The following is a 16,722-nucleotide window of genomic DNA, read 5'->3' on the forward strand; positions in this document are numbered from 1 at the left end:
CATGAACCTGCACGCGCGTCCGGGGCTCCAATTCGAGTGCCACCGATTCGAGTCAGTCACCGCTGCCCTCCAGTGTGATGGAGTGCGTTCCGGGTCGCTTATCACGCCAGGGGCGGCGTCGCCAGCGAGCGGCGGCCCGGGCAAGGATGGTCGCAAGCTCGTCGATCGGCCAGGCTGCGGGGTCGCGGTGGGACCGTCACTCGATAGGCGGCCATTGGCGCGGGCGCGCGACGGCTGCTTGGTGGAGCATCGATCGGACGGCACGTAACGATGGCTTGGTATCTAAATGGCGGTAGTCCACATACGTGTGCCCCGTGGGCAGTGTGCTGCCGGTCGCGGAGTCATCGACTGCTCGTGTCCCGGCAGTGGTGATCTCGGCGACGGTGACTCCCCAGGTGCCGGCGGTCTGCCCGCCTCGCTGCATGCGCTCCTCGTAGGCGAGCTGGGCTGTGGCTTTCAACGATCGCGCGCCGGAGATCTTGCCGTTGTCTCCAGTGGACTCGCAAAACATCTGGACTGACGGTACGCCGCCGTCAAGGTAGGTGGGATGGCACTGCCGCCAGTAGAACTCGTCGTCTTGATCAAGCTCGATCTCATCGGGCTCGAGCTCGATGTACTGGTTCGAGTCGGTCACGCCGTCCGTCCAAGCAGTTCGGATACCATCCGCGCCGTGGTATACGTGTCGGGCTCGTTGATGGTGTTTTCGTTGCCGTCAATGTAGAGCACGAAGACTTCGTGATCGTGACCCGTCAGGGTGACCTCGACCCGCGGGCCTGGCCCGTGCCATTCGAACTGCACCCAGCCGGCCGGCGTGGGGTAAATGCGCGGTAGCGACACGTGGAACTCGGTGAGCGCTGCCAGAAGGGAACGGGCGGCTTGAAGGGCTGGGGTATATACGGCGGCACCACCGCCGTCGAGCCAGCCTGGCGTCAGAGCTTCCAGTTCAGCCAGCCGGGCAGCCCACGGGGGCAGGGCCGACGGCAGCGACGATGGTGCAGGCGAGTTGGTGACGGCAGCGTGGATCATCGCGCCGATCTCATTGATGAGGCGGTTCGAGTCGGCGTTGCCGGCTGCGATGTAGTCCGCGATCGCGTTGTGCGAGTGCTGGTTAGCGAACACCGCGTCGACGACCGCGTCTGGGAGGTCGGGCGATTCTAGGAACTGGACGCGTGAGTTGACGCGGGCCTGCTCGACGAGCGCCTCGTTCTCGAGAAGCACCGCGCCCAGGGTATCGACGAAGCCTTCGACCTGGCTGCGGGAGAACTCGGCTCCGAACAGGTCGTTGAGCCGGTCGATGATGGTCTGGAACGCGACGAGAACGGGGTCCGGGGTATTGCCCGAGCCGGCGGCAACGACTCCCCGTAGGCCGGTGCCGTCGCCGAGGGTGATATCCAGCTGCTCGCCCGGGGTGTGCTTGATCTTTTTGAGGACGACATCGGAGACGTCGATGTCGGCGGTGACGGTGGTCGGGCGGATGTAGCGCTCGAGCAACCGCAGGAAGATCGCGCGCTTCTCGAGTTGGGTGTCGGCGTAGTCGACTACCTGACTCATGAAGTCGTAGAGGCGGACGAACGTGCCGACGTCCTTGCGGAAATGGTCGAGCGCCTCGATTTCGCCGGTGTCGTCGCGGCGCAGGGCGTCGGTGTACCGCTTGGCGAACTCGTCGCGGGCGGGCTTGATGGTCGCGGCCAGGGCGTTGTTGCCTGCACGCCCGACCCACGCGGCAACGCACGCGTCAACCTGCGCCTCGGTGAAGACGGCCCCCTGATCGAGCTTGGTCGAGATGTCATGGACGACGTTCGGGTCGGTCGTCGTTTCCAGCCGAGCATTGGTGTAGTACGGCTCGAACGACTTCCGGATCTCCTCGGGGTCGTTGACGAAGTCGAGGACGAACGTGACGTCCTTTCGCTCCCCCGACGGCGTCCGGTAGGTGCGGTTGAGGCGTGAGAGAGTTTGCACCGCGAGTACGCCGGAGAGGCGCTTGTCGACGTACATCGCGCTGAGTAGCGGCTGGTCGAAGCCGGTCTGGAACTTGTTCGCGACGAGCAGCACCTTGTACTCGGGTCCGGCGAACGCCGAAGCGATCTGTGAGCCGACCTTGGTGGGGTTCATCGAGGTCTCGGTGAACTGTCCGGGGCCGGTTTCGGCGTCCTCGACCGAGCCAGAGAAGGCGACGAGCGTGCCGATGTCGGTGTAGCCGCGCCTGGCGATGTACGCGTCGATCTGCGTCTTGTACCGGACGGCAGCCTTGCGTGAGTCAGTGACGACCATGGCCTTCGCGTGCCCGTCGAGCAGGTGCGCGACGTTCTCACGGAAGTGCTCGACGATGATCGCGCACTTCTGGCTGATGTTCGTCGGGTGCAGCTTCACCCAACGCATCAGTCCCTTCGTGGCCGCAGCCTTGTCGACGAGTTCCTCCTCGATCGCCCGCTCGGCCGGGCTGTCGTTGCCGTCGTCCGGCTGTGCGATGCGGCCGGTGGCAACGTTGCGGGCGATCTGGAAGGCGGTGTCGTAGGTCTGGTAGCCGCGCAGCACGTCGAGGATGAACTCTTCCTCGATGGCCTGCTTCATCGTGTAGGTGTGGAACGGCTGTGGGATGCCGTCGGTGTCCGGGGTTCCGAACAGCTCAAGGGTTTTGGCCTTCGGGGTCGCGGTGAACGCGAAGAACGAGACGTTCGGCGTGGTCGCGCGGGCGGTCATCTGTGCCGCGAGCTCGTCCTCGATGGAGACTTCACCGCCGTCGTCGAGCTCGGCGCGCTCGGTGTCGGACAGGATCTCCCGAATCTTGCCAGCCGTGGCGCCCGACTGAGACGAGTGGGCCTCGTCGGCGATCACGGCGAACTTTCTTCCGGCAAGCCCCTGGTTATCGGCGATGGCCGCCATTGCGAACGGGAACGTCTGCAGCGTTACGACGACGATGAGCTTGCCGCCCGTCAATGCCTGGGCCAGGGCCTTGGACTTCGACCCGGCCTTGCGTGCCTCGACCTCGTCGACGGTCGTGATGATGCCCTCGCCGCCCGACGATCCGGTGTCTGCAGAGTCGATCTGGCGGACCGCGACCTGCAGCTGGTCGTCGAGGACGGTGCGGTCAGTGACGACGATGACGGTGTCGAACACCTTGTGGTTGTGCTCGTCGAACAGGCGGGCCAGCCGGTGGGCCGTCCATGCGATCGAGTTGGTCTTCCCGGAGCCGGCCGAGTGCTGGATCAGGTACTTCTGCCCGGGTCCGTGCTCGCGGGCATGCGCCACTATTGCCGTGACGGCCTCCCACTGGTGGTAGCGCGGGAACAGCAGAGTGGTCGACTTCGAGACCGCGCCGCTGATCGGGTCACGAGACTGGCGAGTCTCGACGTGGCAGAACTTGCCCAGGATCGTCAGCCAGTTGTCGCGGTCGAGCACCTTCTCCCACAGGTACGACGTGGCGGAGCCGTTCGGGTTGGGGGCGTTGCCCTTACCGCCGTGCCCATCGCCGGCGTTGAAGGGCAGGAAGTGCGTCTTATCCCCGGCGAGGCGGGTCGTCATCCACACCTCTTCGTTGGAGACCGCGAAGTGCACTAGCGCACGGTTGCCGAACCCGAGCAACGGCTGCACGTGCCCGCCGGGATCCTTGGGCTGACGGGCCTTCTTGTACTGGTCGATCGCCTCGGCGACCGACTGCGTAAAGTCCGTCTTGAGCTCCAGCGTCGCCACCGGCAGTCCATTGACGAACAACACGAGATCGAGCGATCGGTTGTCCTTGGTCGAGAAATGCACCTGCCGCATGACGCGCACGCGGGCCTTGGCGTAGTCCGCCAGCGTCGTCGGATTTAGCGAGGTTGCCGGCTTGAATTGGCACATCCGGAACGGCGACGAAACGTGCTTGAACCCGCGCCGCAGGACGTTGAGCGTGCCGCCGCCCTGGTCGGTGGGGGTGTCGAGCACCTTGCACAGCCGGCTGAGCAATGCACTCGTCGCGGCGAGCTCCTGCGAAGTGCCAGCCTTGACCGCCTTGGCGAACTCCTCCGGCTGCGTGTCCCGCAGCCAGCCGAGGACGTCGCCCGGGACGATCGCCCGCTCCCGGTCGTACTCGGCGCCCGGCTCGTGGTCCGTCGGGGAGTAAAGCCACCCGTGTACAGCCAGGTGCGCGCAGAGCTCGGCCTCGAATGGCTTCTCGTTGTAGTCCGCCATCACACCACTCCCTGCGTTGCCCGCCCAGCCGTGCGGACGTTGATCTGGCCGGTTACCGCCGCCGCAATGAGCGCCGCCCGCCGCTCTCTCGCAAGCGCAATGTGCTGCTCCGTTTTATCGATCAGCGCATCGATGCTTGACGTCTCATCATTCAGGTGGGCGACTATCGCGCGCTGTTCCTCAATCGGCGGAACGACGATCGTCATTCCGGCGGCGACTGGTTGGTAGATCGTCTTGTGAGTGGAGCCCATGACCATCGAGCGGAATTCATCCTTCATGGCGCGAAATGTCGCGAGCAGATAGGCGGGCAGCAGCCTTGGCCCGCACACCCAATTCCAATAGTCCTGGCTTGTCGCCATGGGAACCGGCATGATGCCGCTGAACCCCACTGACGCCGTGCGCGAGAGTACGACGGTGCCGGCGGGGAGGAGCTCGGCCGCCGAATTTGCAAGGCCCACTGCGCTGATCTTCGCCTGCGTTTCGGATGACAAGTAAGTCGTCCGCCCGTCGCGCAGTTGCCCGACGTCGGCGAGAGTGACCCACGGAATGTCGCATTCGATCCAGTATGCCGGCTCAGAGCGACTGGGTGTGTGTCCCGTCTTCATGGCTGCGTAGCGCCGGATGTTGGCGACCTCCCAGGTGTCTGGCACGTCGCCTGCCCAACGGAGGCCGCTGGGGCGGAGTTTCGTGCCGGGGGTGAGTCCCTTCGTCACGCCGTGGGCAATGGCAGCGCGGCGGCGCTCCTGGAGGGTGATGATGAGTTGGGTCTGCTTGTTGATCAGCGTGTCGATTCGCGATGTCTGCTCGTCCAGGAAATCCGCGATCGCCCGCTGCTCCTCCGGCCGAGGCGCGTACAGGTCGAGCGCCATGACCTGCGCTACGCCGATGCCCGGCTGCGCTGCCGTGACCGAGTACTGCCCGAGGTTCATAGTCCGGAGGGTGTAGGCGAGCCAACGTGGGTCGACTCCTATGGCAGGTGCGCCGACCATTGCGTGTTCGCTTGCCCAGAACCTGCCAGACGCGAGGTGGACGTTGCCGCAGAGCGCGCCCTGCCGCCCGATTAAGACGAACGTTCCGGAGTGGGTGTAGTGGCTCGTATATCCGCGCACGCCGTTACCACCGTAGACGGGATAGTCGCCACTGGACTCGATGTCCTCCGCGGTGATGCCCTCACCCGCACGTAAGTCGCGAAGGACGTGCTTGACGCGCTTCCGCTGCCAGCCGGTCGGAACGGCGACTCCGGGAAGCCATGAGACGTCGGCCAGCGGTCTCATGCTGAGCGACGTCACGCTTCGACGTCCCTTAGTAGGTCGAGGATCTCGACGACGATCTTGTTCAGGTCGGCGTCGATCTCGGCGAGCGGGCGTGGCGGCACGTACGTGTAGAAGTGCCGCGTGAAGGGGATCTCGTAGCCGACCTTCGTCTTGGTGTAGTCGATCCAGGCGTCGGGCACGTGCGGCAGGACCTCCGACGCCGTGTACGCGTTGATGACGGCCTGCGCGGTCCCGTCGGCGTCGGCGGTCTTGGCTGTCTGGTTCCATCCGAATGGGATGTTTTCGGTGTCGCGCAGCCTCGGGTCCGGCTCCGGGTTGCCGCTGGCGTCGCGGATCTCGTCCGCAGCCTCGTCACGCTCGCCGATCGTGAGCCACAGCGTCCGGCGCTGGGGTGTCGTCAAGGTGACGCCGTTCGAGCCGAGGTGCTTGCCGAGGTCCTTCATAAACGCGTCGCGGTTGAGGTAGGCGTTCTCGCCGAAGGTGGCGAGTACGTCCGCCAGCCGGTCGCGGTCGACGCTCTTGAGCTTGGGCTCGTCGCGCACCAGCGCGACCCTCTCCGGCGTGCACGCGAAGCGCAGGCGAAGCGGACGCTCGACGGTGATGGTCCAGTAGCCGAAGTCCTGCGTGTCGAGGATCTTCGACGTCTCGCTCGTCTCGAACGCGGCGTAGTCGTCGAGGATTGCCTTGCGGTCGACGTCGCTGATCGCGACACGCTTGGAGCCCAGCGACTTGCGCATCTTGGTGAAGCGCTGCGACCCGTCGATGAGCTGCACCTTGCCGGCACGCTCGGGTGCCTTAGTGTTGTCGAGCACCCACACGTAGGTCGAGATTCCAGTGTTGAAGAACATGTCGGTCGGCAGGGCGACGATCGCCTCGACCAGGTCCTTCTGCAGCAGCCAGCGGCGGATCTCCGACTGGCCCGAACCTGCACCGCCGTTGAACAGCGGCGAGCCGTTCATGATGACCCCGACGCGTCCGCCGCCCTGCGAGGCCGGGCGCATCTTCGCGGCGAGGTGCAGGAGAAAGAGCATCTGCCCGTCGCCGACTCCGGGCAGGCCCGGACCAAACCGGCCGGCAAAGCCGCGCTTGTGCTCATTCTTAACGGCCTTCTCCGACGCCTTCCAGTCCACACCGTAGGGCGGGTTGGCCAGGCAGTAGTCGAATGTGAGCCCGGGAAACTTGTCGTCGGCCAGGGTGTCGCCGAGCTTGATGTTGTCCGGGCTCTGGCCCTTGGCGAGCAGGTCTGACTTGCAGATCGCGTACGACTGGTCGTTGATCTCCTGCCCGTACAGCGTCAGGCGGGCATTGGGGTTCTGACTGCGCAGGTGCTCGTCGGCCAGCGAGAGCATGCCGCCAGTCCCCGCCGTCGGGTCGTAGACCGTGCGCACCGCGCCCTTCTCAAGCAAGGCTTCGTCGTCCTCAGCGAACATGAGGTCGACGACGAGGCGGACAGCGTCACGCGGGGTGAAGTGGTCACCGGCGGTCGCGTTCGACGCCTCCGCGAAGCGGCGAATCAAGTCTTCGAACAGGTCGCCCATGTCGGAGTTCGAGATGACGTCCGGGTGTAGGTCGACCTTCGTAAACCGCTCGACCACCAAGTAGAGCCGGTTCTTCTCGCCCAGCTTGGCGACGACCTCGTCGAACTTGAACCGGTCGAATACATCAATCGCTGACGAGAATGAGTGCACGTACTCGACGAGGTTGGCCTGCAGGCCGTCGGGGTCCTTGAGGAGGCTCGTCAGCGTGAACTTCGAGGTGTTGTAGAAGCGCAGCCCTGTGGCCTGACGAACCAGCGAGGCCTGGCGCATCTCGGAGTCCACCCCGGCGATCAGGCCCTCGATCTGCTCCCGGTGCGGCTCGAGGATCGCGTCGAGCCGGCGGAGGATTGTCATCGGCAGGATCACTGATCCGTACTCGTGCTGCTGGTAGGGACCACGCAGCTGGTCCGCGATCGACCACACGAAGCTGCCGAGCTTGCTCACCGGTGTCCGCCAGAGTTCATCACGCGCAAGAGAATATAGCAGTCACCCGGCTACCAATATCCCTAGATATCGGACCTTCGCATGTGCCGGACGATGATCTTTGTTGCCCCTTCGGGCGTCGTTACATCGATGTCGATGCAGGAAGCAACCGCTGCGGGAGGGAGCCGACTACGGGACCGCCACGCCATGGACGCCAACATCCTCGCGGTTGTCGCGCCGTCGCCGACGGACGCTCCGTCACCGAGGTGCCACTGACCGCCGGTCGCTTGGCCGCACGGCATGCTGTCGACGGCGGCTCCCAAGCGGCGAACACGTTTGCCAACCCGGTGGGCAACACCGATGATTCGAAAGCCATCCGTCGTCAGTGCAGGAGGTACCGTGCGCGCCACGCTGATGGATCGTGCGGACGGCGACCAGATCGACGCCATCCTGACGCATCCGGCGCACCAGCAGACCCTGCACGCCTTGATCGAGCTGATCCGGGCATTACGTACGTGCCGCTCTGCTGAGGACATGTACCACCTCCAGGGCCGGCTCCGCAGCATGGTCCTCGACACCGAGAAGCGCCGCGCCGCGATCAGCCAGCAGATCAAACGACTGGATAAGCACCGCAAACTGACGGCCGACGCGCCCGAGCTCGGCACTGCCCTTGACCGCACCGACCGAGAGTCCTGGGTATTGGAAGGCGACGTCTATGAGCGGATCTGGCGCCAGCTCAAGTCGATCGCGGACGCGCTTGCCTGGAAGGTCTTCGGCTACCAGCGCAACATCATCGTGGCGCTGTCTCGCGCCGACGCCTCCGGCCCGATGTACGGCAAAGCCGGCTTGGCCGCAGAGCTGGAAGTCATCGAGGATGCCTGGCGCGAGAACCGCGAGTTCGTGCTGCATCACGACCTAACCAACGTGATCCGTGTCGGCGACGTCACCGTCCTCGGCCGTGATGGCTGGGCCTGGCTCCGCGAGATCAAGACCAACGAGCGGTATCGGATCCCTGCCCAGGAGCGGCTGCTGGCCGAGACGTCGCAGGTCCTCGCCGACGAGGCGGGGAAGTTGCCCAGCGGCCATGTACCGGTGCGCACCACCATCGACTACCGCACTGACCTGGCGGGTCTGCGTGACGTCCTCGGCTTGGCGCATGCGCGGTCGGGAATTGCCGGCGGTGTGGTCTCTTCCGGCCGCGCGGTCGTGGCGGCCAGTCAGTTCACCGCAGCCGGCATGTACACCGCTGAGGAGTTCAGCACCCGGTTCAGCGCCGAACTCGACCGGGTCCGCCGCCGCATCGGCGCCGACGACCTCGCGCACACCTTGACGCTGCTGAGCATCGACCAGGCCGGCCGTACCCTCGTTCGCCCGCCCTGGGCGATTTACCCGATTGAGGCCGAGGTCGCCGCAAGCCTTACCGCCGACGGCATGTTCTTCGCGGTGTGCATGAACCCGAACAAGATCATCGACTCGCTGGCCAAGGTCGGTGTCGAAGCTTCCTGGATGCAGCGCCTGGACGGCACCGAGAACCCCTCGAAGCCGTTGTTGAAGGTCGCCGCGCGGTCTGGCAACCGGCTGTGGTCGACGTCACTGAACTTCGCCGCGATCGCTGAACTGATGCTCGAGCTGATCGATCTACGCACCTGGAGCCGGCAGGTCGCCTCGATGCTGAGCGGGGAGTTCCCTGCCGGCACCCGCCCATGGCCGTGCTTCGCCAGAGAGGCCAAGGTGTGGGCCTGATCGTCCGGCCGTCCGGTGTTGGCTCGAAGCTCCCACCAGCAGACGGGATCCGCTTCCGCTAAGTGTCGATGATGTCGGCAGGGAACGACATCGCCTCCAAAGCCCTTGCCTACGCCGGGGCGATCAACGCCGAGCGCGTGTTGTCGGCGCTGCCGGTGAGCAGCGTGAAGTCGTATTCCCCGTCGCCGTCGCCGCCCAGCCCTTCGACCGGTCGCTCCATCATCGGAGCCAGCACCTTACAGCCAAAGCACCAGCCATCTCGTCTCGGTCCGGATCAGGTACACGTCGCTGCGGTTCGGAGTTCCGGTTCCGCTTGCGCCACGCTGTCTGTTCAAACGGGTGGAGACGCGTCGTCGGCCGCCGGGCGCGTGCCGGCGACTGGGGTGGGTGTGCCGGTGGTGACGTTCCAGCTCCACCCTGGCAGTGCAGCAAGCAAGGCGGCCCGCTCGTTGGTTATTTTTCCGGCCCGGTACTCATCGCGGCGTTTCGCTGCCCAGCGGCCGAGCGGAAAGCCGTCATCGGTGACATGCGAGACGGCGACCCGGGCATGACCGTGTACCGCCACGTAACCGGTCAACGCGGTGATGCCCCGAGTGAAGTGCTCATCCTGCGGGTCCCACGACCAGCCTGGCAATGCAGCAAGCAAGGCGATCCGTTCGTCGGTTATCTTCCCGGCCCGGTACTCATCGCGGCGTTTCGCCGCCCAGCGGCCGAGCGGAAAGCCGTCATCGGTGACATGCGAGACGGCGACCCGGGCATGACCGTGTACTGCCACGTAATCGGTCAACGCGGCGATGCCCCGAGTGAAATGCTCATCCCGCGGGTCCCACGACCACCCTGGGAATGCCTCGAGTTTCGCAGCCCACTCTTCTGGCAGGCGGCCGCGGCGGCGGTCCCCGCGGCGTTTGTTGACCCAGCCGCCCAGCCAGAAACCGTCAGCGGTGACGTACCGATGGGGCACGCAGGCGTCACCGCGGCCGGTGACATATGCGCGAAGCGCCGCTAGGCCCTGCGCGAAGCCGTCGGCGATCGGGTCCCAGCTCCACCCCGGCAGGGCTTCGAGCAGTTCACGCCGGTGCGGTGACAGCGTGCCACGTCGATACTCGGCCCGGCGGTTCGCCGCCCAGAAACCTAGCTGGATGCCGTCGGCGGTTGTGTGAGACGACGGCACCGCCGCGGTGCCGGTTTCCGCGACGTAGCTCTGCAGGGCGTCGAACGCGCGGTCGAAGCGAGTCTTGTGGGTATCCCATGTCCAGCCGGGCAGCGCCTCGAGTTCGGCTATCCGGTCCGGTCGCAGCTGACCCGCCCGCTGGTTACTCCGGCACGCTTCCACCCAGGCACCGAGCCGGAATCCTTCCTCGGATACGTGATCCTTGGGAACGTGAGCGTCGCCCGCCTGCGCTACATACGTGCGCAATATAGTCAGCCCTTTTGCGAAGGCGCTCTCGTGAGGTTGCCAGATCCAACCGGGCAAGGACTCTAGCGCCGCGGCTCGGTGGGCCGCCAACCGACCGGCCCGGTAGTCCGCCCGGCAGCGTCTCACCCAGGCTCCCAGCCGGAAGCCGTCCGCAGTCCGGTGGGTGCCCGGAACCTGTGCGGCTCCCATCTCGTCGATGTATCGGTGTAGGTAGGCAAGCCCGGCATCGAACTTGGATTCCCGAGTCTCCCAACTCCACCTGGGCAACTCCGCAAGTCGTGCGGCGCGGTCGGCGGCAAGCCGGCCGGCCCGATGGTCCGCCCGGCGCTTAATCACCCAGGCACCAAGGCCGAACCCGCTCGCCGTCACATAGTCGCGGGGCACCAGGGCGTGGCCTTTGTGTGCGACGTAAACTTCAAGCTCGACCAGGCCCCTGTGAAACGCCTCCATACGGCTGCGCCAGCTCCACCCGGGTACGACCTCTAGTTGCGCCGTACGGTCTGCCGCCAGTAGCCCACCGTTGTGCTCGACCCGCCGACGGGTGACCCAGGCGCCCAATGCAAGTCCGTCTGCGGTGACGTGGTCCTTCGGCACGAGGGCATGCCCGTTTTCGGTGGCGTACTCCCACAGGGCGGCTAGCCCGTCCGGGAAACTGGTGTCCTCCACCTCCCACACCCATCCCGGCAGCTGCTCCAACTGCGTCACCCGGTGCGCCGACAGAAGTCCCTTCCGGTACTCGCCTCTGCGCGTACTGACCCATCCGCCCAATTTCACTCCGGAAGCGGTGACGTGCGCCTGAGGCGGGCTGGCATGGCCGTTCTGCTGGACGTACTGCTGAAGTGCGTCGAAACCGATGGTGAACGCCCTGTCGTGCCGATCCCAAACCCATCCCGGCAGATTCTCAAGTCGCACCGCCCGAGCCTCGGACAGCCGGCCCTGCTTCCGCTCGGTCCGCCGCTTCACCACCCACCTGCCAAGGGCGAATCCGTCGCTAGTGACGTGGTCGCCGTACACGAGCGCGGTGCCGTTCTCGCGCACGTAGCGCTGCAACTTCCCGAAGCCGTAGAGGAAGCTGCTTGTCGTAGTCTCGACAATTCGCACCCGGAGCCGGTCCGCCAGTTCCGCGCCGTTGAGCGTGGGCAGATCGAGAACGAGCTTGTCCAGCGCCGATGGGCGGATGCCAGCGCCAGCGCCAAGGTCGACACGCAGCTCGTCGAGTTGCTCGGCGAACGTCTCATCGTGATCTCGCAGTGCGGCCAACACCTGCCAGACGCCATCGAACGCGCTGCTGGTCAGCACAGTGTCCGGATCGTCGCCTGGCTGAAGCACGACAGGAAGAATGATCAGGCTCTTGATACCCCGTGTTCCGAGGCGCAGCGCCCGGCCAACCGCCTGCACGATGTCGACGGCCGATCGCCGTGGGTCGGCGAACAGAACCGCGTCTAGGTCCGGCAGGTCAACGCCGGTCGTGAGGCACCGGGCGTTCGCGAGCAAGGTCCTGGCGGGTCCGCCGGTCTGCCCGGTAGCGCCCAATGTCCGCAGCAGGCCGTTGCGCTGGCTGGTCGGCATCGAGCCGCAGATGTGGGCGGCCTGGATCGGACCCGGATCGGCGGCCGGGGCGACCGCTGGAAGGTCGTTGACGAGCGCGGCGAACGCACGGGCCCGGCTCACGCGGGAGTGGAAGCTTAGCGCGGTGCGAACTCCCTTCTCCCGCATCGCCCGGCCGATCGCCACCACGGCGGCGAACGTGGCACCGTCGACGGGTGCACCGGCGGCGTCGACGACCGCCCGTTCAACCGCCGGATGAGCTGCACCGCCGCGGGCTCGGTCGTGGGCGGCCACCTCAGGAGCGGCGACGCCGAGAACCAGAACCTCGTAGTCGGCCAGCAGACCGAGCCCGATGGCCTCACCGAAAGTGAGCCGATGCGCGACCGGGCCGAACACTGCCCGGTCGTCCATGCTGCAGGCAACGGGGTCCAGCTCCGCGGCACTGCGGGAGAGGTGGGCCGGCACCACTCGCGGCGTCGCCGTCGCGAACACCCGGCGGCGAGTCCGGATCCGCCGGCTATCCAGTACGGTCGCGAACGCCGCGGAACAACGGCCGGCAACATAATGCGCCTCGTCGGCCACCACGAGGTCGAACGCTTCGATAGCACTGTCGGCCATGGCCTCGGCGATCACCGGACTGGAATGGTACGTGGAGAACACCGCAAGAGGTCGTTGGTCATCCAGACCTTCGGCGAGGTGTTTCCGCAGCTCGACCACGTTGGTGAGCACCGGGACGGGAAGGTCGGCTGGCGATACATGCAGTTCGTCATTATCGGCCCTGGCCACCGTCGGGTCGCCGCAGACGGCCACCGCCCGAAGGCCTCCCGTGGGGCCGGCCTGAGCTGACCACTCTCGCAGCGTCTGAGCAAGCAGCGACAGGCTTGGCAACAGCACCAGCATCCGGCGGGCGCCGACGCGCTCGGCGATGCCGTGACATGTCAGCGTCTTGCCGGTGCCGCACGCCATCACCAGCGACGCACGAGCCTCATCGGCGGCAGACAGCTGCGCATCCAGTTCCGCCACCATCGCGTCGACCGCGTCGACCTGATGGTCCCGCAAGGTCCTTCGCGCCAGTCGCATGGATATCGTTGGCTGCGCGTCGGCCAGCGCGACAATGCTGGCCGGCCAAGTTGCCGCCGACTCCTCGAGACCTGCCCGGCCAATCACCGTCACCGGGACCGCCTGGCCTCGGATGACACGGCGGGCATTCGGCGCCAGCCGATCGGTCGACATGACCAGCAGCCGGCGTTCGAACTCCCCTGTCGCGGAGGCCGCAAGGAAGGAATCGACGTCGGACTTGGTCACCGTGGTGCCAGCGGCGTACCCCTTGCATTGCACCGCCCAAAGGCCTCCACGAACCGATTGGACGACAAGATCGATACCGATGTCGGGACCGTTGGCGCCAGGCCAATCAGACCACGGCCATACGTAGTCGACCTGGGCACCCCACACCGGGTCCGCCCGGAGCCAGTACCGGACCAACGCCTCGAATTGGCGTCCCCGCGCGGCTTTGCTTCCGGTACCGATCTCGGCGAGGAGCCGAGCGAGGTCGCCGGGCGAACCTGGCGTAAGCGACCCTGTCACCATTGCGCTACCCGACGCCGCGGTACTGACTGTCACGGCGGCATGGTGACACAAGGGTGTGACAACGTTGAGCGACCGCGGATGCATGCGCCGCAACCGCGGCATGGCTCATTCGGATCGCGGCGGGCAGGCCAGCCCGACTTCGGGATGCTCATGCCGACCGGCGGCTCCTACCGCGTCGTGCCGACCCGGCCGGTCGACGCTGCTGTGGCACGCCGCCCTCCAGTCAGCGAGCCCTACACGGCCGCCTGCAAGAAGATTGCAAGCCACTAGGTGCACCACCGGCCGATCCTGACCGAAGTCATGCAGAGTGTCACGACAGGGATCGCCGAAGGGGTCCGCGGAGCCTTTGACGTAACCCCGGCCTCCAGTGGCAACCACGCGGAAATCGCCTCGACGATCACCGGGCCAGCCGGACCGGTCTTCATCAAGGCGGCCTCTGCAGAACTGAGCGTCCGGTCACTGCGATACGAGCTGGCGGTGACCGGGGCCATCGACCGTTACCCGCCCGCAGTCCTGTGGCACTTCGAGTCCGATGGCTGGTTGGTGGTGGGGACCGAGCATCTCGCTGGTCCCCACCCCGACCTGTCACCCGGCAGTGCGGATCTCGATCTACTCGCCGTCACACTCAAGGAACTTCAGGAGACTCCTGCGCCCGGCGAGTCATGGTTCAGTCCGCCAGCCCGCCTCGGGTTCGCACACCCTGCGATGGACGGCGAGACACTCATCCACTCCGACCTCAATCCGGCCAACTTGATCGTGACTCCGCGCGGCCTACGGATCGTCGATTGGGCGTGGGCAACCAAGGCAGCTCCGTGGGTCGAGCTCGCATTACTCGTCCAGGGCTGATCGGGCAACGGCCACAGTGCCCAAACAGGCAGAAGAGTGGCTGACGCAGCTTCCCCGCATGGACCGCGACCGACCGCGAGGTGTTGGACGACTTCGCGTCGAAAAATGCATCGAAGTGGTCGGCCAAGTGCCCGCAGAGCACCGACAGTTGGGTACAAGAACTGGCGACGTGGACCGGCGAGTGGGCGGCACACCGGACCGACGGCCATCAGTCGATCCGGTGAGCGATAGCGGGACTGCCCTTTCGTCACGTGGGGCCCGGTACCGGTAGCTCCAAGTCCTCCGTTAGCCGGCCAGCCGGGCCGGAACCGGTAACCCGATACCGCCGCCGGGCGACCCACGGCGATCGGACACCAGAGCCGAACGCCCTGCTCCCAATCTGCTCCCAATTTAAGGGGCAACAGCGCGGAAGCCCGTTACCGGCCGAACCGGTGACGGGCTTCCTACCTGCATGTATCTATGGTGGGCGATACTGGGATCGAACCAGTGACCTCTTCGTGTGAACGCGGTTACGGCGCATCGTGCCCTGTCATCCGATGCCGTTCTGCGTAGCGGCGCATCGCCCCTCTGCCACCCGGTGTCGTCTCATGCCGGCCGTTGGTAACTATCTCGCTGCTTCCTCGCTGCCTTGCAGCCTGTGCCAGCCGCGTCCTCTGGGCGTCCCCCGCGAGCCGGCACGGACGGCCCACACGCCATGCTGACGAAGGCCCTGCCGGTGAAGCGACGTTTCTGCATGGTGACATAGCCGCCCTGCCATTGACGGAGCGGCCGTCGGGTCGGCTGTACGTGCCGTTGGGGCTCCCTCGTCAATGCGGTGGTGCCTGACGGTTCTGCTGCTGGCCTCAGCCGGGAAGCAGAAAGGTCGGCGGTTGTGATTACGTGGGCCACCCGGCGTGTCGGCCGGCTTCAAGCCTGAGTCGATCGTGGACGCCCGGCTGTCGGGCTGGGCTTGGAGCCGGTAAAGCGGATCGGGCACAGGTGAACTTCCGCGGCTGGGGCGCCTGTCCAGCGGGCTGCGTGATGGTGTCCAGAGGTCTACATTGGGCTGAGCTTGTACGACGGCAGCGAAGCCTTCACGGCACCTTTGGCCCCGCTAGGGGAGGAACCGGTGGACCATGGCAGGTCGCGATGATGTCCAGGGCTGGGAGTTTGAGCGGTTTGTCAGGGAACTTCTCCGCGAAATGCCAGACGTAACTGACGTCGAGACAGAGCAAGGGGAAGCCGGCGATCTGGGCGTCGATATTGCGGCCCAATGGCGAGGTCGGCCCCTCCTGGTCCAAGTCGCCGCCGAGACCCCTCAGACCAAACGACGGCTCCAGGACGTCGTCGACCGGCTGAAGGCAGCAGGGGAACTTCATCAGCTCAAACATCCCGGCTCATCAAAGCCGCGTCTCGTCGTTGCCTTCCCAGGCGTCCTGTCACCGAACAAAGAGAGGCCAGTGGGTGTCCGGACATGGGATGGGAGATATCTTCGACAAGAGGCGCGACGGCTCGGAATTCTCACTCCTTCCTTCCTCGCGCTACTGCAAGGCGAGGAGCCGGTTCAAGAACGGGACCGTGCGCAAGAACTGCTAGGACGATTGCAGCGCATCCGTCCGGGGGTCACCGACTGGACTCGATACGAGAAATTCTGTGAGGACTTGCTCGGCTTCCTGTTCTCCCCGCCGCTGGAGCAGGTGGTAACCCAAAGCAGTACCGAAAGCGGGGTCAACCGACGGGACTTCATCTTGCCGAATTACTCGCAGGATGGGTTCTGGAGCTTCATGCGCGTCCACTACCACGCAGACTTCGTCGTAGCTGAGGCGAAGAATTCCGGACTGCCGGCCGGGAAGACAGAAGTGCTTCAACTCGCAAATTACCTTACCCGCCACGGCACGGGACTCGTCGGCATGCTTCTCACGCGTCGCGGATTCAAGAGGGATGCAGCGTGGACCAGCCGAGAGCAGTGGCTCCTTCACGACAAGCTTATTGTCGGGTTAGACGACGAGGATTGTAAGCAAATGCTTCTGACCAAGGGCGCAGGTGGCGATCCGGCCGAACTTGTACGGCAACGGATAGAGGACTTCCGGTTAGGTATTTAGCCTGCCCGTGACCACCCAGATATTAGGCGCAAGCTGCCACCAGCTCCGAGAGGTCGTGAGTACCTTGGTGACGCCTGGGATCAATTAACGGGCAGCGA

Annotated in this window: 8 protein-coding genes and 1 tRNA gene; 3 read left to right on the forward strand and 6 right to left on the reverse strand. The window is 65.6% G+C overall.

The features are described from left to right. Window positions 1-196: 196 nt before the first annotated feature. From FHX75_RS07020 to FHX75_RS07035, 4 genes are read right to left on the reverse strand one after another with little or no spacing between them, the layout of a single operon-like run. Complete coding sequence (locus FHX75_RS07020) at window positions 197-634, reverse strand: hypothetical protein (RefSeq protein ID WP_154937238.1); 438 nt, start codon at window positions 632-634, stop codon at window positions 197-199. Further along, complete coding sequence (locus FHX75_RS07025) at window positions 631-4,167, reverse strand: type I restriction endonuclease subunit R (protein ID WP_154937240.1); 3,537 nt, start codon at window positions 4,165-4,167, stop codon at window positions 631-633. Before FHX75_RS07025 ends, FHX75_RS07020 begins: the two co-directional genes overlap by 4 nt. Further along, a complete protein-coding gene (locus FHX75_RS07030) occupies window positions 4,167-5,456 on the reverse strand; it encodes a restriction endonuclease subunit S (protein WP_154937242.1) in 1,290 nt (429 codons plus the stop codon). Before FHX75_RS07030 ends, FHX75_RS07025 begins: the two co-directional genes overlap by 1 nt. Further along, window positions 5,453-7,423: a type I restriction-modification system subunit M gene (locus FHX75_RS07035; protein WP_154937244.1), complete on the reverse strand. Its 1,971-nt coding sequence runs from the start codon at window positions 7,421-7,423 to the stop codon at window positions 5,453-5,455. The genes FHX75_RS07030 and FHX75_RS07035 overlap by 4 nt, the downstream gene beginning before the upstream one ends. Window positions 7,424-7,801: 378 nt before the next feature. On the opposite strand from FHX75_RS07035, the gene FHX75_RS07040 reads away from it, so the two are divergent. Continuing rightward, window positions 7,802-9,145, forward strand: coding sequence for a hypothetical protein (locus FHX75_RS07040; protein WP_154937246.1), 1,344 nt, complete (start codon window positions 7,802-7,804; stop codon window positions 9,143-9,145). Between the two features lie 331 nt (window positions 9,146-9,476). On the opposite strand, the gene FHX75_RS07045 is transcribed toward FHX75_RS07040, so the two are convergent. Beyond that, window positions 9,477-13,730: a DEAD/DEAH box helicase gene (locus FHX75_RS07045; RefSeq protein ID WP_170285303.1), complete on the reverse strand. Its 4,254-nt coding sequence runs from the start codon at window positions 13,728-13,730 to the stop codon at window positions 9,477-9,479. 267 nt (window positions 13,731-13,997) lie between these two features. Here FHX75_RS07045 and FHX75_RS07050 point away from each other — a divergent pair, with 267 nt between their 5' ends. Then, on the forward strand, window positions 13,998-14,543 hold the full coding sequence (locus FHX75_RS07050) for a protein kinase family protein (RefSeq protein ID WP_342798092.1): 546 nt from the start codon (window positions 13,998-14,000) through the stop codon (window positions 14,541-14,543). Between the two features lie 460 nt (window positions 14,544-15,003). Here FHX75_RS07050 and FHX75_RS30620 read toward each other — a convergent pair. Further along, a tRNA-OTHER gene (locus FHX75_RS30620) sits at window positions 15,004-15,108 on the reverse strand. 550 nt (window positions 15,109-15,658) lie between these two features. On the opposite strand from FHX75_RS30620, the gene FHX75_RS07055 reads away from it, so the two are divergent. Beyond that, a complete protein-coding gene (locus FHX75_RS07055) occupies window positions 15,659-16,624 on the forward strand; it encodes a hypothetical protein (RefSeq protein WP_154937250.1) in 966 nt (321 codons plus the stop codon). The last annotated feature ends 98 nt before the right edge of the window (window positions 16,625-16,722 follow it).

It is taken from the genome of Micromonospora palomenae (genome assembly GCF_007829925.1).
In the GTDB taxonomy this organism is placed as follows: domain Bacteria; phylum Actinomycetota; class Actinomycetes; order Mycobacteriales; family Micromonosporaceae; genus Micromonospora; species Micromonospora purpureochromogenes.

What these genes read in the sequence shown, in the direction of transcription:
- FHX75_RS07025 (WP_154937240.1), bottom strand. Translation starts at nt 4,167, where the DNA reads ATGGCGGACTACAACGAGAAGCCATTCGAGGCCGAGCTCTGCGCGCAC.
- FHX75_RS07055 (WP_154937250.1), top strand. Translation starts at nt 15,659, where the DNA reads ATGGCAGGTCGCGATGATGTCCAGGGCTGGGAGTTTGAGCGGTTTGTC.
- FHX75_RS07050 (WP_342798092.1), top strand. Translation starts at nt 13,998, where the DNA reads ATGCAGAGTGTCACGACAGGGATCGCCGAAGGGGTCCGCGGAGCCTTT.